The organism is Streptomyces sp. NPDC050560, from assembly GCF_044457285.1.
Classification (GTDB): Bacteria; Actinomycetota; Actinomycetes; order Streptomycetales; family Streptomycetaceae; genus Streptomyces.
The window spans coordinates 161,794-180,101 of sequence record NZ_JBITGT010000011.1 but is presented as its reverse complement, the minus strand read 5'-3'; the positions used below and the strand labels follow the sequence as shown (position 1 = coordinate 180,101).

Here is an 18,308-nt window from a genome sequence, read left to right as displayed (position 1 = left end):
GGTCAGCGGCCTCCGTCGTGGGTCAGCAGATGCAGCAGCGGGGCGTCGGCGAGCACCCCGTCCTCCCAGGCGCGGGCGAGCGCGCCCACGGTGTCGAGGTCGCCGATGAGCACCCCGCCGACCAGGCGGTCGCCGCGCACGAGCACCCGCCGGTGGACGCCCCGGGTGGCGTCGCTGAGCTGGACGACGTCGTCGCCGGGGCGCGGCTCGACCTCGCCGAACGCGGCCACGTCGAGCGGCCCGCAGGGCGCCCCGTGCCCCGGCAGGGTCAGCCGGGTCAGCGACCTGGTGCCGCGGTAGCGGGCGGCGCGGTGCGGCGGGGCGAGGGCGTCGGCGAGCGTGTCGGCCTGGTCGAGCGCGGGCGCGGCGAGCCCGTAGACCACGCCGTCGTGCTCCGCGCAGTCGCCGACGGCGCGGACGTCGGGGTCGCTGGTGCGCAGCTCCGCGTCGACGACGACCCCGCGGCGCACCGCGAGCCCGGCCGCAGCGGCCAGGGAGGTGCGCGGCCGCACCCCGCACGCCAGTACCAGCAACTCGCAGTCGAGGACGTGCCCGTCGGCGAGTTCCACGCCCCGCACGGCGCCGCCGCGCACCCGGGCGCCGCGCACCCGGCACTCGGTGCGCACCTGCACGCCGAGCCCGGTCAGATGGCGCCGCACCAGCGCCGCGGCCCGCGGGTCGAGCTGGCGCTCCAGCAGCCGCCCGGCCTGCTGCGCCAGCACCACCCGGGCGCCGCGCCGCGCCAGCGCCCTGGCCGCCGACACCCCGAGCAGGCCCCCGCCGACCACCACGGCCGCGGCGCACGGGCGCACCGCGGCGGACAGCGCGAGGCAGTCGTCGAGGGTGCGGAACGCGTGCACCCCCGAGGGCAGCGCACGGTCCCCCGGGAGGCCGCGCAGCGGCGGCAGTACCGGGTCGGAACCGGTCGCGAGCACCAGCGTGCCGTACCCGACCTCGCTCCCGTCGGCGCAGTGCACGGTGCGGGTGGCGCGGTCGACGCGGGTGGCGCGGGTGTGCAGCAGGGTGCCGGGGTGCGGCGGCAGCGCGATCACCCCGGGCCCGTAGCGGCCGGCCAGCACCTCGGCGAGCAGCACCCTGTTGTACGGGGCGTGGGCCTCGTCGCCGATGAGGACGCCGCCGGTGCGCGCGGCGACCCGGCACCCGGCGAGCCCGGCGCCGACGATCACCACGGGGCCAGGAGCGGCGGCGGCCCGCGGCGGCGCGCGGTGCGGTTCTGTGGCCATACGCCGAGCCTGGGCGCGTGGTGTTACCCGGCGGCATCCCGGCTGTTTCCCGTGCGGAACGTGGCTCTCAGCGGGCGGACGACACCGCTGTGAGGGCGCTCGGGCGCGGGGCGCGGCCGGTGAGGTGGGCGAAGACGACGACGTTGGCGCGGTAGCCGGTGCCGGAGGAGTAGGGGCCGCCGCAGGTGATCAGGCGCAGTTCCGGGCGGGTGGCGGCGCCGTACACCCGCTCGTCGGGGAAGTCGTCCGCGCGGTACACCCCGATCGCGTCCACCCGGAAGACGGCGGTGCTGCCGTCGGCGCGGTCCACGGCCACGGTGCGGCCCCTGCGCAGCGCGCCGAGCCGGTAGAACACGCCGGGCCCCGTCGCGGTGTCGACGTGCCCGGCCAGGATCGCGGTGCCGCGCTCGCCCGGCGCGGTCCCGTCGGCGTACCAGCCTGCGAGGTCGGCGCGGCCCGGCGGCGGTGGGTCGAGGTGGCCGTCCGGGGTGAGGCCGAGCCCGGTCAGCGGGGCGTCCACGCGCAGCGCGGGTATGCGGACCCGGTCGGGGCGTGCGCGCGGCAGCGGGGCGGCGGCGGGTCCCGCGGCGCGGGGGCGGGCCTGGTCGGCCGGGGGCCTGGGCGGCGGGGTGCCGGTGAGGCCGCCGTGCAGCAGGACGACGGCGGCGGTGAGCGCCAGGGCGGTGACGGTGGCGACGGCCGCCTCGGTCAGACGGTGGGGGCGGCGGCGCGCGGCGGCGGGGCGCGGGGTTCCATCGGCCGCGGCGGCGGGCGCAGTCCCCGCGGCCCCGCGGCGGCGGTGGCGGCGGACGGTGCGGCGGCGGCCCGGCCGGGCGGCGGGGCGCCCGGCCGGGGCACCGGGTATGAGACGCACGGGGTGCTTCCCCCTCTTCCTGGCTTCCTGGTTTCCTTGGCCTTCTTGGCTTTCTTGGCCCTCTGAGCCCTCTTGGCCCTCTTGGCCTCTCCTGGCCTCTCCTGGCCCTTCTCGGTCCCTCCCGGCGCGGTCGCGCTCCTCCCCCTCCGGGCGGTGAGGCCGGAGCGGAGGGGGAGGAGCGGCGGTACCGGTGGACAGCGGAGGGTGTCCTTCAGATCCCGTCGCCTCTCGCGCGGCGATGCAGGAGCCAGGTACCGCCCGCGGCGGCGACGGCGAGCGCCGCCACACCCGCCGCGGTCTGTGCGGGGTCGGGGCCGAGCGCCCCGCCGACCCCGGTGTGCACGGCGCCCGCGGGGCGCGCCGCCGCCTCGGTGACCGCGAGGTCGCCGCGGGCGAGGCCGCCGCCCGCGCAGCGCGCCACGATCTCGTACGTGCCGGGCTGCGCGGTGTCCGGCACCCGGAACCGCCCCGCCGCGCCTTCGTCCCCCGCGGCCAGCGTGAACGGCGGCGCCCCCACGGCCTCCGCGTCCCCCGCGGCGGCGTGCCCGCCGTCGCAGCCGGCCGCGCTGACCCGCACCGTGGCGCCGGGCGCCGCCGCGGCCGGCCGCACGTCGAGCGCGCCATGGGCGGCGGGGGCCTCGCGGGAGGAGGCGTCCCGGGCGTATCCGGGCGCGGCGGCCGCGGCCACCGCGAGTACGGAACCGGTCAGCACCAGGGCAGTGCGCATCAGGCGTGCTCCTCGCAAGGGCGTGACGGAGGCGGCCGTACGAACCGCCACTGCCCCGAGCAAAGTGCCCCCACCGCGGCCCCGCCTGCCGACGCCCCGTCAGAAACCGCGCCCACGCCCCGGCCCCCCAAGAATCCGGGCAGGTCAGAGCGGCCCCGGGGCGGGAGTTTCGGAAGCGGGGGGCGTGGGGGTGAACGGGTGACCGGCGCCGAGCCGCTCAGTCCTCGATCAGCCGCCGCGGCCCCGGCCCATGGCTGGCGAGTTCGTCGTACGGGTTGGACAGGACGCAGCGGTCGAGGGAGAGGCAGCCGCAGCCGATGCAGTCGGAGAGGTCGTCCCTGAGGCGTTGCAGAGTACGGATGCGGTGGTCCAGGTCGGCGCGCCAGCGCTCGGAGATCCTGGCCCAGTCCTCGCGGTTCGGGGTGCGGTCGTCGGGCAGCAGCGCCAGCGCGTCGCGCACCGCGGCCAGCGGGATGCCGAGCCGCTGCGAGGTGCGCACGAAGGCGACGCGGCGCAGCGTGTCGCGGGCGTAGCGGCGCTGGTTGCCCGAGGTGCGGCGGCTGTGGATCAGCCCCTCGCGCTCGTAGAAGCGCAGCGCCGAGGCGGCGACACCGCTGCGCTGGGACAGCTCGCCGACGGTGATCTCCTTGGCGTCCAGGGGCACGGGGCGTGGCATGCCCCCACTGTAACGCTTGACTTAAACCATGGTTCAACTATGAGACTCGCCGCATGACACCTTCTTCTTCTCCCCAGACCCTTGCCGCCCCCGCCACCGCATCGGACACCACCACCCCCGTGCACACCCTCGTCGTGGTCGGCAGCAACCGCGACGGCAGGTTCGGCTCCGTGGTGGCGGAATGGCTGCTCGCCGGGCTGCGCGGGCGCACGGACCTGGCCCTGGACGTGCTCGACCTCGCCGACCACGAGCTGCCCACCAGGCTCGGCGCGCCCCCTGCCGCGCTGGCGTCCGACATCACCCCCAAGCTGGCGGCGGCCGACGCGTTCGTCATCCTCACCCCCGAGTACAACCACTCCTTTCCCGCGTCCCTGAAGAGCCTGATCGACTGGCACTTCACCGAGTGGCAGGCGAAGCCGGTCGGCCTCGTCTCGTACGGCGGGGTGTCCGGCGGCCTGCGCGCGGTGGAGCACCTGCGGCAGGTCTTCGCCGAACTGCACGCGGTGACGGTCAGGGACACGGTGTCCTTCCACAACGCGGGCGGCCTCTTCGACGAGCACGGCGCCCACCGCGACCCCGCCGCCGCGGACGCCGCCCTGGCGACGATGGCCGACCGCCTGGTGTGGTGGGCCGAGGCGCTGCGGGAGGCCAAGTCCCGCCGCCCGTACGGCGCGTGAGCCGAGGGGCCGCAGGGGCGCACGGGGATGAGTTCGACTTCTGTTCTTCTTCCGTACAGTTTCGCGGGCTTGCCTCCTGAAAAGATGCGAACGTCTGCTCGCCCCAGAACGGCGAGGTAGTGCACGTTTCCTCGTCTTCACAGGGCAGGGCATGTCAACTGAGAACGCATCCGCGCATCCGGCGACCCCGCGCGAGACGGTCCCGGCGCCGCGGCCCCCCGCCGACGCGGCCCCGGCCACGGCGGCCGTCACGGCGGTGCAGACCGAGGCCCCGGCCGCGGCGGCCGCCACCCCCGCGAAGCAGGACCGGCCCCGCCGCGAACACCGCTACGACATCGACCTGTTGCGCATCATCTGCGCGTTCTGCATCATCCTCGGGCACGTCGGCGGCGAGTGCATGCTCGCCGTCGACAAGTCCGAGCAGAACGGCAAGGCGGTCTACTGGACGGGCCTGTTCCTCGACTCGGTGACGAGCTGGGCCGTCCCGCTGTACTTCGCGATCGCCGGCTGGGCGGTGCTGGTCGGCGCGCCGCCGCGGGACGGCAGGACGCTGCGCAAGCGCTCGCTGCGCATGATCGTCCCCGTCGGCATCTGGTCGGCGGTCTACCTGGCGTGGGGCTGGGTGCGCGACACCAACGGCCACCCCACGCCCAAGCTGGCGCTCGACGCCGTCTTCGGCACCGTCCAGCCCGCGTACCACCTCTGGTACTTCTACGCGCACGTGCCGCTGATCCTCATCCTCGGCTTCGTGATGCTGCTGAAGGCGGGGCGGCGCCCCTGGGGCGTCGTCGCGGCGCTCGTGGTGCTCGGCGCGGGGCCGACCGCCACCGGCGACCTCGCCAGTGTCACCGGCTGGGACGTGCCGCACTTCGGCTGGGGGGCCGGCACCTACTCGATGGTGTACGCGGTCGTGGGCGCGCTGCTGCTGAGCCTGCCGCCGACCCCGCGCGGCCACCGGCGCTGGTGGGTGCTGGGCGCGGTGGTGTCGCTCGCGCTGATCCTCTGGTCCCAGCACACCATCCACTTCGTGATCCCCAACGCCAGCATCTTCGTCGGCGCGCTCGCCGCCTGTGTGCTGATGTCCCTCAACGGGCTGCGCATTCCCGAGCGGATACGGCCGCGGCTGACGCTGGTGATGGACGCGGGGCTCGGCGCGTTCATGGTCCACGTCCTGCTGCTGAAGACCATCTCACCGTCGTTCATGGACGGCGGCCGCGGCTGGCTCGGCTCCGCCGTCGCGGCGGCGGCCCTCACCGTGGCCACCGCCGTCCCGTCCTTCGCCGTCAGCATGCTCTGGGGGAAGCTGAAGCTGAGGCGATACCTCGGGTGAGCCCGAGGGGGGAAGACGGAGGGGGCCGGTACGCGTACCGGCCCCCTCCGCTACTCCGCGGGGCGGAGCCTCCGTTGGGCGGCGCGTATCTGCTGGGCGGCCCGCCGCGCCGTGGGGCTGCTGCGCAGCAGCCGGGCGCGGACCGAGGTGCCGCCGCCCGGGAGGGCGAGCGCGGTGAGGCGGCGCCGCTTGAAGTAGCGCTCGGTGGACTCGTCGAAGTGCGTCTCCAGCCAGGCGACCGCGTCGCCCCGCAGCGTCGGGTGCAGCTTGGCCTGCATGCAGTAGCCCACCGTGCGGATCAGCGCCTCCAGGTCCTCGGTCTCCTCCTCGGACAGCGGCGCGTACTCCTCGGGGCCCTCCAGGTCGGCCACCGCGTAGTCGACGATGGTGACCGGCACCCGGTTGCTGTTCTGGTACGGGGTGAGCCGTTCGAGCAGCAGCTCCGTGCCGACCCTGGCGATGGGGACGCGGTAGTAGGCGGCGGCGGTCAGCAGTGCCGTCGAGAAGCAGCCGACGACCAGCTCCGGCCGGCACCGGTCGTACACCGCCTCCGCGAGCACGGGCCCGGTCAGCACATGCAGCCGTACGCCCGCCCCGGCGGCGGTCTCCTCAAGGATCTTGGAGTAGCGTGCGGGCGCCGTGGGGTGCGGCTTGAAGACGATGCTGCGGTGCCCCGCCGCCACCGCGCCGCGCAGCATACGGGCGTGCAGCTCCTCTTCCTCCTCGGCGGTGAGGATGCCGAGCGCGGCCAGGTACTGCCCGAGCAGCACGGCCGTGGGGCGGTCCGCGGCGGCCTCGGTGAGGCCCGGGTCGTCCACCGCCGCCTCGCCCAGCTCCCCGAGCACCTTCACGAACGTGTCGCTCGGCACGGTCTCGGCGGGCACCTCGCGCTCGGCGAGCAGCAGCGGGCGCAGCCCGGGCACCAGGTCGAGGTGGAGCAGCCGCCGGATGCGGCAGGCCAGCCACTGCGGCAGCCGCTCCCGGGTGGGCCCGTAGCTCATCAGGCCGTCCGCGTAGACGTGGATGGCGCTGCCGCCGAAGATCGTCGCCAGCGCCTTGGCGGGGCTGACCTGGACCGACTCCACGACCAGCTCGACGGGCGCGGTGCCGAGCCGCCACGCGTTCCTGAACATCCGCTCCCACACCGGCGACTCGTCGCGCAGCGGTGTCCACGCGCTCGGGTGGTGCGGTCTTATGGCGTCGTTCCAGTCGACGGTCTCGTCGAAGCGGGCGGCGAGCGCGGCGAAGCCGTTCATCGAGGGCAGCAGGGTCGCGGCCTCCGGGGTGGCCGAGTTGTTGGAGACCAGCAAGATGCGGCGGGCCGCGCCGCGGGTGCCGAACTGGCCCGCGTCCAGGGCGGCGGCCAGGGTCGCGGCGCCGTACAGCGTGGAGACCTCGAAGATCTGGACGGGGCGCGCGGTGGCAGGGGTCTCGGGCATCTTCAGGCCGCCTTTCCCGCGGAGTGCAGCCGCCGCAGGGCGTCGGCGCGCCGGTTGTCCATGCCCGCGAGGGTCAGCTCCAGGGTGTCCTGGGGCATGCCGTGCAGCGCGGCGGCGGACATCTTCTTCAGCCGCCTGGCCACGGGGGCGTGGTAGCGCCGGATGTTGGCCAGGTGGAAGGCGATCAGCGCGCAGTACGTGCGGACCGCCTTGGGCAGGAACCGCTCGCCCTCGGGGTCGGCGGCGAGGTCGGCGAGGAGCGCGTCGTGGGCCGGTATGAAGTCGAGTTGACGCGCGTCGCGTATCTGGGTGAGCGAGGTCGTCACACCGCGCCGGTAGAACACCCCGAGCACCTCGGTCGCCGCGAAGGTGCGCGCCCTCAGGTGCAGCCGCCAGGTCCACAGCCGGTCCTCGGCGGTGCGCAGGCCGACATCGAAGCGCATCCCGCCGTCGTCGAAGAGCGAGCGCCGGTAGACCCCGGCCCATACGAACGGGTAGTCCACCATGGTCTCCGCGTGCGGCGAGCCGATGACGTCGCGGGGGCCGAGCACCTTGCCGCGCACCGGCGCGGGGGCGCTGCGCCTGACCCGCCGCAGGCCCGTGCTCTGTATGTGGTCGGTGCGCAGAAAGTCGCAGCCGAGGCCGTCGATGACGCGGACGAGGGCGTCGAGGTAGCCGGGGGCGTACCAGTCGTCGCCGTCGAGGAAGGTGAGGTACTCGCCGCGTGCGGCGTCGATCCCGGTGTTGCGGCCCTGCGCGATGCCGCTGTTCCGCTCGTGCCGTATCACCCTGGCGTTCGGCAGCCGCCGCTCCCACCAGTCGAGGATCTGGCCGGTGGAGTCCGTGGAACAGTCGTCGACAAGGATGAACTCGGTCTCGGGCCCCGCGTTGTTGGCGAGGCCCATCAGGGTGTCCTCCGCGAATTCCTGCACATTGAAGCACGGCACGATGACAGAGAGTTTGGGCATACGTAGTCCAGGGCGGTAAAGGCGGGTCGGAAGGCGGGCATGCGTATGCGGGTGAACAAGGGGTGAACTAATCGTTAATCAAGCATGTGGGCAGAGGGAATCCGGTGCGGCATACGCGGTGGAAACGGCATCGGCCGATGCGGGTCCGCCCCCTAGAGTAGGCGCTGAACAGCGCCTCTGACCTGGCGTTTTGTTACCCCGCGGATTTTGCCCGCAACAATTGGCCGGGCATAGCGCGCAATAGCCCGCAGTTGCCCACATGATTGATGAATTCTCTGTGATTCATCTCACCGAAGGCGTGCACGGCTTGCCGGGCGGGACCGCGGGATGCCGCCCGTTGTCCCCGTGGGGAAAACACCGCCGCGGTGCCGTACGCGATACCCGCCGCCGCGACGAACCCTCTCACGGCCCCCGCTCCACCGGGTCCTGGGGAGCCCGCCTTTGCCTGCTGCCGACCCGTACTTTTACCGGAGTTGGCGGCCGGGCCCCGCCTGTTCTGCCCGCTCCGCCGTCTGGGCCTGTTCTGCCTTCTCGACCCGTACCGCGCACCGCTTGAACTCCGGCATCCGGGAGGCCGGGTCGAGCAGCGGGTTGGTCAGTGTGTTGGCCCGTCCTGGGCCCGGCCAGTGGAACGGCATGAAGACCGTGTCGGGGCGGATGTCCGCGCTCAGCCTGGCGGGCGCGCTCGCCCTGCCGCGGCGCGACACCACCGTCACCATGTCGCCCTCCGCCACCCCGAGCCGCGCCGCGAGCCCCGGGTGGAGCTGCACGAACGGCCCGGGGGCCGCCGCGTTCAGCTCCGCGACCCGGCGCGTCTGCGCCCCCGACTGGTACTGCGCGAGCACCCGGCCGGTCGTCAGCAGCAGCGGGTAGCGGGCGTCCGGCTCCTCGGCCGAGGGCCGGTACGACACCGCTACGAAGCGCGCCCTGCCGTCCTCGGTCGCGAACCGGTCGAGGAACATCCGCGGCGTCCCGGGAGGCAACTCCCCGCCGCCGCCCGCCCGTTCACCCGCGCCGCCATGCCCGCCCCCATTGCTGTCCTCGCCCCCGTCGCCGTCCCCGTCGTTGTGCCCAGGACCCGCAGGGCACGGCCAGAACACCCCCTCCCCGCGCGCCAGCCGCGCATAGCTGATGCCCGAGTAGTCGGCGGGCCCGCCCGCGCTCGCCCTGCGCAGCTCGTCGAAGACCTCCCCGGGGTCCTCGGGGAACCCCCGGCGCACCCCGAGCCGCGCCGCGAGCCCGCCGAGCACCGCCAGGTCGGAGCGGACGAGCGGCGGCGGGTCCACCGCACGGCGCCGCAGCAGCACCCGCCCCTCCAGATTGGTCACGGTGCCGGTCTCCTCCGCCCACTGGGTCACCGGAAGCACCACGTCGGCGAGCGCCGCCGTCTCCGAGAGCACGACGTCTGCCACCGCGAGGAAGTCGAGCGAGCGCAGCCGCCGCTCCACATGCGCGGCGCGCGGCGCCGACACCACCGGGTTGGACCCCATCAGCAGCAGCGCCCTCACATCGCCGCCGAGCGCGTCGAGCAGCTCGTACGCGCTGCGCCCGGGACCCGGCAGCGACTCGGGGGGCACGCCCCACACCCCCGCCACATGCGCACGCGCCGCCGGGTCGGTCAACTTGCGGTAGCCGGGCAGTTGGTCCGCCTTCTGCCCGTGCTCACGGCCGCCCTGCCCGTTGCCCTGCCCGGTCAGACAGCCGTACCCGGACAGCGGGCGCCCCGCCCTGCCGGTGGCGAGGCAGAGGTTGATCCAGGCGTTCACCGTGTCGGTGCCGTGGGACTGCTGCTCGGGGCCGCGCGCGGTGAGCACCATCGACGTCCCGGCGTCGCAGAACCTCCGTACCGCCTCCCGCATCCTGGGCACCGGCACCCCGGTGATCCGCTCCACCTGCTCGGGCCAGTGCGCCATCGCCGCGGCCCGCGCCGCGGGCCAGCCCGTGGTGCGCGCCGCGACGAACGCCTCGTCGACCCGGCCCTCCGCCACCACCAGATGCAGCAGGCCGAGCGCCAGCGCCAGATCCGTGCCGGGCCGCGGCGCCAGATGGAGGTCGGCCGACCCGGCCGTCCTGGTGCGCCGCGGGTCCACCACGACCAGCGAGCCGCCGTTCTCCCGCAGCTCGGTGAAGTAACGCAGCGCGGGCGGCATCGTCTCCGCCGGATTGGCGCCGACCAGGATCACACAGCCGGTGCGCGCCACGTCCGCAAGCGGGAACGGCAGCCCCCGGTCGAGCCCGAACGCCCGCTGGTGCGCGGTGGCGGCCGACGCCATGCAGAAGCGCCCGTTGTAGTCGATCTGCGAGGTGCCGAGCACCACCCGGGCGAACTTCCCGAGCGCGTACGCCTTCTCGTTGGTGAGCCCGCCGCCGCCGAACACCCCGCAGGCGTCCGCGCCGTGCGCCGCGCGCGCCGCGGCGAGCCCGGCCGCGACCCGGTCGAGCGCCGTGTCCCAGCCGGCGGGGGCCAGCTCCCCGGTCGCCGGATCGCGTACCAGCGGTTGTGTGAGGCGCGCCGCCGGGTCGAGCAGTGCGGGGGCCGTACGCCCCTTCGCGCACAGCGCGCCCCGGTTGACGGGGAACGAGGCACGCTCCACCACCTCGACCCGGCCCGCAGCCCCGGTCAGCGTCATCCCGCACTGCAACGAGCAGTACGGGCAGTGGGTGTCGGTGGCGGCCCCGGCGCGGGCGTCGGTGGCGGCGGGCGGGGAGGGCAGTGCGTGCGGCATACGGGGCAGCCTGCGGGGCGCGTGTTACGGCACGTCGGGGCGGCGGTTACACGGCCGGTACGTGCGCCTCCCCGCGGCACGAGGGGGCCGGTGAGCGGCCGGGGCGCACAGCCGCGCCCGCCCCGGGGTGAGACCCCGGAAACCACCCGGCACCCCCGGGGCAAAGGCCCGATAACACCGGCCGCGCAGGATCGGGCGCATGATGCCGACCGGCGCCACCGCCCCCCGCCCCCGCACCGGCACCCCCGCCCTCAGCCCCCGTACCCCCGCGCCCGGCCCCCGCCCCCGTGCCGTACCGGGGCCGCCGCCGCTGGTGCTCGTGGCGCACGGCAGCCGGGACCCGCGCACCCCCGCGGCGGTGGCCGCGCTGCTGACCCGGGTACGGGCGCTGGCGCCGCGGCTCCCGGTGCGCCTGGCCCACCTGGAGCTGAACGCGCCGACGCTGCCCGAGGTGCTGGGCGAACTGCCGCCGGGGCTCGCCGTACTGGTGCCGCTGCTGCTCGGCCGCGGCTACCACAGCTCCCACGACATCCCCGCCGCCGCGGCCCGCGCCGCCCATCTCGGCACCGCCGTCGCACCGCCCCTCGGCCCCCACCCGCTGCTCACGGACGCGCTGCGCGACCGGCTGCACGAGGCAGGATGGCGGCGCTCCGCGCGCGGCGCCGTGGTGCTGGCGGCGGCCGGCTCCCGGGACCCGGCGGGGACCGCGGACACCGTACGCGCGGCCGGGCTGCTCGCGGCCGGGCTCGGGGTGCCGGTGACGGCCGCGTACGCGTCGGCGACGCGGCCCACGGTCGCCGAAGCCGTCCGGGAACTGCGCGCGGCCGGGCACCGCGACACCGCCGTCGCCTCCTACTTCACCGCCCCCGGCCGCTTCGCCGCGCAGTGCGCCGCCGCGCCCGCCCTCGCCGCCGCGCCGCTCGGCGCCCACCCCGCGGTGGCCAGGCTGCTGCTGCACCGCTACACCACCGCCCGCGCCACCCTGCCCGTGCCGGTGCCCCACTGAGCCCCGCCCCCGTTGACGCGGCCCCGACGCCGCCCCGAAGTACTGTCGACGGCATGGAAGGCACCACACCGGGCCCCGGCCCCATCGCGCCGCCCGCGCCGCACCGCGCCGCGCTCCCGCACCACGGGGGCCCGTACGACGGCGCCTCCCTGGAGCGCCGCGTCACGGAGCCCGACAAACGGGCGGGGCGCACCGCCTTCCAGCGCGACCGCGCCCGGGTGCTGCACTCCGCCGCACTGCGCCGCCTCGCAGGCAAGACGCAGGTCGTCACGCCGGGCGCCGAGGGCCGCGCCTGGGACACCAGCCCCCGCACCCGGCTCACCCACTCCCTGGAGTGCGCCCAGGTCGGCAGGGAGCTGGGCGCCGCGCTCGGCTGCGACCCCGACCTGGTCGAGGCCGCCTGCCTCGCCCACGACCTCGGCCACCCGCCCTTCGGGCACAACGGCGAGCAGGTCCTCAGCGACATCGCCGGGGACTGCGGCGGCTTCGAGGGCAACGCCCAGTCGCTCAGGCTGCTCACCAGGATCGAGCCCAAGCGCTTCGCACCGCCCGCCGAGGTCGCCGCGCACTCGGGGCCCACCACCGCCGGTGGCCTGGTGAGCGTCGGGCTCAACCTCACCCGAGCGGCCCTCGACGCCACCGTGAAGTACCCCTGGGCCCGCGGCGGGCACCCGACGGAACCCGGCTCGCCCAAGTTCGGCCACTACGAGGACGACCGCCCGGTGTACGAGTGGGTCAGGCGCGGCGCGCCCCCGGGCGCCGTCTGCTTCGAGGCCCAGGTCATGGACTGGGCAGACGACGTCGCCTACAGCGCCCACGACCTGGAGGACGGCCTGCACGCGGGCCATATCGACCCCCGCGAGCTGCGCTCCCCCGAGGAGCGCCGCGGCGTCGCCGACGTCGCGCTCGGCTACGCGCCCCCCGGCACGGAGCCCGCAGAACTGCTCGCCGCGCTCGACCGGCTGCTCGCCCAGGAGTGGTGGCCGCACCGCTACGACGGCACCGCCGTCTCCCAGGCCCGCCTCAAGGACTCCACCAGCCAGCTCATCGGCCGCTTCTGCCAGTCGGCCGAGGCCGCCACCCGGGACCGCTGGGGCCCACGCGCCGGCGGCTTCGCCCGCTACGCCGCGGGACTTGTCGTCCCCGAGGAGACCCGGCACGAGTGCGCCGTGCTGAAGGCGGTCGCCGACCGGTACGTCATGCGCAGGGCCGAGCAGGAGCGGCTGCGGGCCAGACAGCGCGTCATCGTCGCCGAGCTTGCCGACGCGCTCGCCGCGCGGGCGCCGGTCGGCCTCGACCCGCAGTTCAGGGCGCTGTTCGCGGAGGCGGGCGACGACCGCGCGCGACAGCGGGTCATCGTCGACCAGATCGCGTCCCTGACGGACGCCGCCGCCCGCGCCCTGCACGCCGGGCTCACGGAACGGGCGGGCTGAGCGCCCGCGACGCAAAGGACGGGCCGCGGCCCGTCCCCGACAGGAGAGTGCGGCACCGCGGTACGCGCCCGGTGCCGCGCCCGCCGCCACCCGCGGGGTGTGAGCCGACTGACCTGTTCGGGGCACTCCCCCTTCCCGGGACACCGAGGGTGCGGGACGCTCGATGGTGGCGGCACGGTTATGAGGAGGCATCAAGTGGTCGACGCGGATCAGACGTTCGTCATCGTCGGAGGAGGGCTCGCCGGGGCCAAGGCGGCCGGGACACTGCGCTCGGAGGGCTTCAGCGGGCGGGTCATCCTCATCTGTGACGAGGGCGACCACCCCTACGAGCGGCCGCCCCTGTCCAAGGGGTACCTGCTCGGAAAGGAGGAACGCGACTCGGCCCTCGTCCACGAGCCGTCCTGGTACGCGCAGAACGACATCGAGCTGCACCTCGGCCAGACCGCGGTCGCCATCGACCGCGAGGCGCGGACCGTGCGGCTCGGCGACGGCACCCCCGTCCGCTACGACAAGCTGCTGCTCGCCACCGGCTCCGAGCCGCGCAGGCTCGACATCCCCGGCACCGGGCTCGCGGGCGTCCACCATCTGCGGCGGCTCGCGCACGCCGAGCGGCTGCGCGGCGTCCTCGCCTCCCTCGGCAGGGACAACGGGCACCTGGTGATCGCGGGCGCCGGCTGGATCGGCCTTGAGGTGGCCGCCGCGGCCCGCGAGTACGGCGCCGAGGTCACCGTCGTCGAGGCCGCCGCGACCCCGCTGCACGCGGTGCTCGGGCCCGAGGTCGGCCAGATCTTCCGCGACCTGCACGAGGAGCACGGCGTACGGTTCCACTTCGGCGCCCGGCTCACCGAGATCACCGGGCAGGACGGCATGGTCCTCGCGGCCCGCACCGACGACGGCGAGGAGCACCCCGCGCACGACGTGCTCGCCGCGATCGGCGCCGCGCCCCGCACCGCGCTCGCCGAGTCCGCGGGGCTGGAACTCGCCGACCCGGTGCACGGCGGCGGCATCGCCGTCGACGCCGCGCTGCGCACCTCCGACCCCGACATCCACGCCGCCGGGGACGTGGCGGCCACCCACCACCCGCTGTTCGACACCAGGCTGCGCGTGGAGCACTGGGCGAACGCCCTCAACGGCGGCCCCGCCGCCGCCCGTGCGATGCTCGGCCGGGACACGGTGTACGACCGGGTGCCGTACTTCTTCTCCGACCAGTACGACCTCGGCCTTGAGTACTCCGGCTGGGCGCCGCCCGGTTCGTACGACCAGGTGGTGCTGCGCGGCAACGCGGGCAAGCGGGAGTTCATCGCGTTCTGGCTGCGCGGCGGGCGGGTGCTCGCCGGGATGAACGTGAATGTGTGGGATGTCACAGCCCCCATCCAGGACCTCATCCGCACCAGGACCCAGGTCTCCGCCGAGGCCATCGGCGACCCCGCCACCCCGCTGGAGTCCCTGCTGCCCTGACCGGTACCGCACCCGGCCCGCCCTGCCCCCGCCCGCCACGGGCGGGGGCCCTGGGCGTCCCGCCGCCTCCCCGGCCGCCGTAGAATCTCCGCGTGGCGGGAAGGATCAGGGACGAGGACGTGAAGGCGGTGCGGGACACCGTCCCGATCGACGCCGTGGTCTCCGAGTACCTCCAGCTCCGCAGCGCGGGCGGCGGCAATCTGAAGGGCCTGTGCCCCTTCCACGACGAGAAGTCCCCGTCCTTCCAGGTCAGCCCGGGAAAGGGGCTCTTCCACTGCTTCGGCTGCCAGGAGGGCGGCGACACCATCACGTTCGTGATGAAGATCGACCACCTCTCCTTCTCCGAGGCGGTCGAACGGCTTGCCGCCACCGCGGGCATCACCCTGCGCTACGAGGAGGGCGGCTACAACCCCAGCCACCAGCGCGGCGAGCGCATCCGGCTGATCGAGGCCCACCAGGTCGCCGCCCGCTTCTACGCGGAGCAGCTCACCACGAGCCCCGAGGCGGAGGCGGGCCGCGCCTTCCTCACCGAACGCGGCTTCGACCACGGCGCCGCCGAGCACTTCGGCGTCGGCTACAGCCCCGCGGGCTGGGACCACCTCACCCGCTACCTGCGCGGCCAGGGCTTCAGCGACAAGGAACTCCTGCTGTCCGGGCTCGCCCAGGAGGGCCGCAGGGGCCCCATCGACCGCTTCCGCGGCCGGCTGATGTGGCCCATCAGGGACATCGCGGGCGACGTCGTCGGCTTCGGCGCCCGCAGACTGCGCGACGACGACAACGGGCCCAAGTACCTCAACACGCCCGAGACGCCCGTCTACCGCAAGTCACAGGTGCTGTACGGGATCGACCTCGCCAAGAAGGACATCGCCAAGGCGAGCCGCGCCGTCGTCGTCGAGGGCTACACCGACGTCATGGCCTGCCACCTGTCCGGGGTGACCACCGCCATCGCCACCTGCGGCACCGCGTTCGGCGGCGAGCACATCAAGATCCTGCGGCGGCTCCTGATGGACAACGGCTCCGCCCGCGTCATCTTCACCTTCGACGGCGACGCCGCCGGGCAGAAGGCCGCGCTGCGCGCCTTCGAGGACGACCAGAAGTTCGCCGCCGAGACCTACATCGCCATCGCCCCCGACAACATGGACCCCTGCGAACTGCGCATCGCCAAGGGCGAGGACGCCGTACGCGACCTGGTGGAGCCGCGCACCCCGCTGTTCGAGTTCGCGCTGCGGCAGATCGTGGCCCGCTACGACCTGGAGACCCCCGCGGGCCGCGCCGCCGCCCTCGACGAGGCCGCGCCCGTGGTGGCCCGCATCAAGAACAGCGCGTCCCAGCACGAGGTCGCGGTGGAACTCGCGGGCATGCTCGGCATCCTCGACACCCAGTTCGTGGTCCGCAGGGTCGCCCAGCTCGCCCGCTGGGCCAAGGACCGCGGCGGCCGGGGCCCCGCGCCGCGCCCCGGCGCCACCGGGGACCGGCAGCCGGAGCAGGGCGCGGCACGCCCCGCGTTCTCAGGACCCGCGCTGAACCTGCGCAGCCCCGCCCACCGCACCGAGCGCGAACTGCTCAAGCTCGCCCTCCAGTACCCGGCCCTGGTCTCCCCGGCCTTCGACGCGTACGGCGCCGACGAGTTCACCGCGCCCCCCTACGGCGCGGTCCGCGAGGTCATCGAGGAGGCGGGCGGCGCCGAGCTGGGCGCCGAGGACGAACAGGCGTACCTGGCCCGCGTCCGCGAGGCCGCCCCGAACGACACGGTGCGCGCTCTGGTCACCGAGCTGGCCGTGGAGCCCGTACGCCGCAGGACCGTCGACGAGCTGTACGCGGGCGAACAGCTCGTCGCCGTCCGGCTGCGCGCCGTGGACCGCCGCATCACGGAGATCCACGGCACCGTCGCCCGCCTCTCCTCGGGCGGCGACCCGGCCCGGCTCTCCGCCGCGCAGAACGAACTCTGGGTCCTCCAGCAGTACGGGGAGGCCCTGCGGGTACGACGGGCGGAGGCGCTGTAGCCCGCCTCGGCCGCCGGCCCGGAGGTGGTTGCCGTTGTCCCGCGGGGCCGGTGTCAGCCCATGACGGGGCGCAGCGCGGCGAGCAGCCGGGCGGTGGTGTCCGCGAAGTCCGCGCCCTGCCGCGGATGCTCGGCGGCGAAGTGCGGCCACTCGTGCCATGCGGGCCCCAGCGCCCGCCCCAGCTCGGCCGTCGTGGACCGGGGCGGCGGCGGCTCCTCCCAGGCCGCGGCCTGCTCAAGCACCTCGCGCACCAGCGCCTCTGACGGCGGGTACCGCTCGGCGAGCAGCATCGCGTCGTAGATGTCCTTGCCCTGCGGATGCATGTCCGACAGCAGCCACAACACCTTCCAGGCGCACGACAGCTCGGGCGACGCGGCCGGTACGCTGCCGCCGCCCGGCAGCGGCTCGCGCACCGGGGGCCGCGGCAGGGCCTCGCCGAACACGAAGTCCAACTGCACCAGGCCGCCCGGCAGCCCCGCCGCCGACCACGGCAGCACCATCCGCCGCCCCGGCACCCGGTCGTACGTCCAGATCTCGTCCGTACGCCGCCCGTCCGCCGCGATGACCGGCCCGTCCCCCGCGGCCTCCCCGGCCGCCTCCTCGGCCGCCCGCGCCACGTCCGCCAGCATGCGGCCGGTGCGCGCGTCCCCGATGTCCCACGAGGTGGGCACGACGACGAAGTCCAGGTCCCCGGGCTCCCGCGCCTCGCCAGGGAACCACCGCGCCATCGTCCAACTCCCGCGCAGCACCAGCGAGTCCGCCCACGGCGAGGCCGCGACGGCCGCCACCACCGTGTCGAGCGCCCGCCGCCGCGCGGCCCGCCACGCCTCGGCGGCCCCCGGCTCCGCCAGCTCGGGCGCCCCCGCACGGTAGGCGTCGCCGTACTGCTTCAGCGCCGGGTCGAACACCGGTCGCCCCGGCGCGGAGCCGTCCTGCGGCGCGAGCAGCGTCCTGGGCAGCGTCGCCCGCTGCCGCGCCGCGTCGTCCCCCTCGCCCGCGAGCAGCCTCCGCACCCGCCCGGAGCCGTCCGTCGCATCCGTCATGTCTCCTCGCCCCCCGCCGTCGTACCGCCGTCGAGCCATCCCTCGTCGACCGAGAGATCACTGTCGTACAACACGAACTCCCGCTCCACCGACACGATCTGACGTCCCCTCAACTCATGCAGCAGCCGCCCGAGCGCCGAGCGCGCCGCCCCCGCGCCGCCCCCGTGGCAGCGCTGGGTGACGAACCGCTCGTGCCGCCCGCCACCGGCCACCCGCCGCGCGTTCCACGACAGATGCGCCCCGTGCCCCGCCACCGCCCGCGCGAGCGCGCCGAGTTCGGCCCCGGCGCCCAGGGCGAGCTTCACATGGTGCTCGTAGTACTGGTCCTTCCGGTACGGCGGCGCGGGCACCGCCTCCGCCCACGCCGCACACTCCACCTTCACCCGCACCACCGTGAACCCCGCGCCTCGCAGCGCCTCCACACACCGGCGTGCCGCCGCGTACTGCTCCCGGTACGAGCCGCCCCCGCGCAACGTCACCATCGGCTGCGAAACCCGCTCCCCCCGCGCCAACACGATCTGCGCCACCTTGACCCCCCGCTCCCGCCCCCACCCCACCAACCGCCCGCCCTCATCCCCACCCACGGTGACATGAGCCTCGAAATCCCCCATGGGGAGAGGGTGGCAGAGAGCGGGGGAGGGGAGGGGGGATTTTTTCGGGGGCGGCGGGGGCATGAGGACGGCGAAGGCCCCCGGCACCCGCCC

The 18,308-nt window shown here is 75.2% G+C and carries 15 protein-coding genes; 6 read left to right on the top strand and 9 right to left on the bottom strand.

Features of this window, described 5'->3' with window-relative positions:
• Positions 1–2: 2 nt before the first annotated feature.
• The 4 genes from ACIBIW_RS25640 to soxR all read right to left on the bottom strand — a co-directional run bounded on the left by ACIBIW_RS25640 (position 3) and on the right by soxR (position 3,521).
• The gene (locus ACIBIW_RS25640; protein WP_399339365.1) at positions 3–1,244 is read right to left on the bottom strand and encodes an NAD(P)/FAD-dependent oxidoreductase; all 1,242 of its coding nucleotides are present in this window, start codon (positions 1,242–1,244) and stop codon (positions 3–5) included.
• Positions 1,245–1,311: 67 nt separating this feature from the next.
• Positions 1,312–1,956: a class F sortase gene (locus tag ACIBIW_RS25635; RefSeq protein WP_399339489.1), complete on the bottom strand. Its 645-nt coding sequence runs from the start codon at positions 1,954–1,956 to the stop codon at positions 1,312–1,314.
• Between the two features lie 373 nt (positions 1,957–2,329).
• Positions 2,330–2,848 (bottom strand): hypothetical protein, encoded by a 519-nt coding sequence (locus tag ACIBIW_RS25630; protein WP_399339488.1) that lies wholly within the window; start codon positions 2,846–2,848, stop codon positions 2,330–2,332.
• A 214-nt stretch (positions 2,849–3,062) separates the two neighbouring features.
• Positions 3,063–3,521 carry a redox-sensitive transcriptional activator SoxR gene (gene soxR / locus ACIBIW_RS25625; protein WP_399339364.1) on the bottom strand — a complete coding sequence of 153 codons (459 nt, stop codon included), beginning with the start codon at positions 3,519–3,521 and terminating at the stop codon, positions 3,063–3,065.
• A gap of 53 nt (positions 3,522–3,574) precedes the next feature.
• On the opposite strand from soxR, the gene ACIBIW_RS25620 reads away from it, so the two are divergent.
• Both ACIBIW_RS25620 and ACIBIW_RS25615 read left to right on the top strand, forming a co-directional pair.
• The gene (locus ACIBIW_RS25620) at positions 3,575–4,198 is read left to right on the top strand and encodes an NADPH-dependent FMN reductase (RefSeq protein ID WP_399339363.1); all 624 of its coding nucleotides are present in this window, start codon (positions 3,575–3,577) and stop codon (positions 4,196–4,198) included.
• A 151-nt stretch (positions 4,199–4,349) separates the two neighbouring features.
• Positions 4,350–5,528, top strand: coding sequence for an acyltransferase (locus ACIBIW_RS25615; RefSeq protein WP_399339361.1), 1,179 nt, complete (start codon positions 4,350–4,352; stop codon positions 5,526–5,528).
• Between the two features lie 50 nt (positions 5,529–5,578).
• Here ACIBIW_RS25615 and ACIBIW_RS25610 read toward each other — a convergent pair whose 3' ends face one another.
• From ACIBIW_RS25610 to ACIBIW_RS25600, 3 genes are all read right to left on the bottom strand, one after another.
• Entirely contained in the window at positions 5,579–6,967 is a 1,389-nt protein-coding gene (locus ACIBIW_RS25610; RefSeq protein ID WP_399339360.1) for a polysialyltransferase family glycosyltransferase, read from the bottom strand.
• A gap of 2 nt (positions 6,968–6,969) precedes the next feature.
• On the bottom strand, positions 6,970–7,935 hold the full coding sequence (locus tag ACIBIW_RS25605; protein ID WP_399339359.1) for a glycosyltransferase family 2 protein: 966 nt from the start codon (positions 7,933–7,935) through the stop codon (positions 6,970–6,972).
• A gap of 464 nt (positions 7,936–8,399) precedes the next feature.
• A complete protein-coding gene (locus ACIBIW_RS25600) occupies positions 8,400–10,661 on the bottom strand; it encodes a molybdopterin oxidoreductase family protein (RefSeq protein ID WP_399339358.1) in 2,262 nt (753 codons plus the stop codon).
• 199 nt (positions 10,662–10,860) lie between these two features.
• Between ACIBIW_RS25600 and ACIBIW_RS25595 the strand changes: the two genes are divergently transcribed.
• The 4 genes from ACIBIW_RS25595 to dnaG all read left to right on the top strand — a co-directional run bounded on the left by ACIBIW_RS25595 (position 10,861) and on the right by dnaG (position 16,561).
• Positions 10,861–11,667, top strand: coding sequence for a sirohydrochlorin chelatase (locus tag ACIBIW_RS25595; RefSeq protein WP_399339357.1), 807 nt, complete (start codon positions 10,861–10,863; stop codon positions 11,665–11,667).
• A 53-nt stretch (positions 11,668–11,720) separates the two neighbouring features.
• Complete coding sequence (locus ACIBIW_RS25590) at positions 11,721–13,100, top strand: deoxyguanosinetriphosphate triphosphohydrolase (protein WP_399339356.1); 1,380 nt, start codon at positions 11,721–11,723, stop codon at positions 13,098–13,100.
• 195 nt (positions 13,101–13,295) lie between these two features.
• A complete protein-coding gene (locus ACIBIW_RS25585; RefSeq protein ID WP_399339355.1) occupies positions 13,296–14,558 on the top strand; it encodes an NAD(P)/FAD-dependent oxidoreductase in 1,263 nt (420 codons plus the stop codon).
• Positions 14,559–14,650: 92 nt separating this feature from the next.
• Positions 14,651–16,561, top strand: a complete 1,911-nt coding sequence (gene dnaG, locus ACIBIW_RS25580; protein ID WP_399339354.1) for a DNA primase — start codon at positions 14,651–14,653, stop codon at positions 16,559–16,561.
• Between the two features lie 53 nt (positions 16,562–16,614).
• Here dnaG and ACIBIW_RS25575 read toward each other — a convergent pair whose 3' ends face one another.
• Both ACIBIW_RS25575 and ACIBIW_RS25570 read right to left on the bottom strand, forming a co-directional pair.
• The gene (locus tag ACIBIW_RS25575; RefSeq protein ID WP_399339353.1) at positions 16,615–17,604 is read right to left on the bottom strand and encodes a nucleotidyl transferase AbiEii/AbiGii toxin family protein; all 990 of its coding nucleotides are present in this window, start codon (positions 17,602–17,604) and stop codon (positions 16,615–16,617) included.
• Positions 17,601–18,215, bottom strand: a complete 615-nt coding sequence (locus ACIBIW_RS25570) for a hypothetical protein (protein WP_399339352.1) — start codon at positions 18,213–18,215, stop codon at positions 17,601–17,603. Before ACIBIW_RS25570 ends, ACIBIW_RS25575 begins: the two co-directional genes overlap by 4 nt.
• Positions 18,216–18,308 lie beyond the last annotated feature (93 nt).

Excerpts from the sequence above, each read along its gene's own strand:
- ACIBIW_RS25640 (WP_399339365.1), bottom strand. The coding sequence starts at position 1,244 with ATGGCCACAGAACCGCACCGCGCGCCGCCGCGGGCCGCCGCCGCTCCT.
- soxR (WP_399339364.1), bottom strand. The coding sequence starts at position 3,521 with ATGCCACGCCCCGTGCCCCTGGACGCCAAGGAGATCACCGTCGGCGAG.
- ACIBIW_RS25620 (WP_399339363.1), top strand. The coding sequence starts at position 3,575 with ATGACACCTTCTTCTTCTCCCCAGACCCTTGCCGCCCCCGCCACCGCA.
- ACIBIW_RS25615 (WP_399339361.1), top strand. The coding sequence starts at position 4,350 with ATGTCAACTGAGAACGCATCCGCGCATCCGGCGACCCCGCGCGAGACG.
- ACIBIW_RS25610 (WP_399339360.1), bottom strand. The coding sequence starts at position 6,967 with ATGCCCGAGACCCCTGCCACCGCGCGCCCCGTCCAGATCTTCGAGGTC.
- ACIBIW_RS25605 (WP_399339359.1), bottom strand. The coding sequence starts at position 7,935 with ATGCCCAAACTCTCTGTCATCGTGCCGTGCTTCAATGTGCAGGAATTC.
- ACIBIW_RS25600 (WP_399339358.1), bottom strand. The coding sequence starts at position 10,661 with ATGCCGCACGCACTGCCCTCCCCGCCCGCCGCCACCGACGCCCGCGCC.
- ACIBIW_RS25595 (WP_399339357.1), top strand. The coding sequence starts at position 10,861 with ATGATGCCGACCGGCGCCACCGCCCCCCGCCCCCGCACCGGCACCCCC.
- ACIBIW_RS25590 (WP_399339356.1), top strand. The coding sequence starts at position 11,721 with ATGGAAGGCACCACACCGGGCCCCGGCCCCATCGCGCCGCCCGCGCCG.
- ACIBIW_RS25575 (WP_399339353.1), bottom strand. The coding sequence starts at position 17,604 with ATGACGGATGCGACGGACGGCTCCGGGCGGGTGCGGAGGCTGCTCGCG.
- ACIBIW_RS25570 (WP_399339352.1), bottom strand. The coding sequence starts at position 18,215 with ATGGGGGATTTCGAGGCTCATGTCACCGTGGGTGGGGATGAGGGCGGG.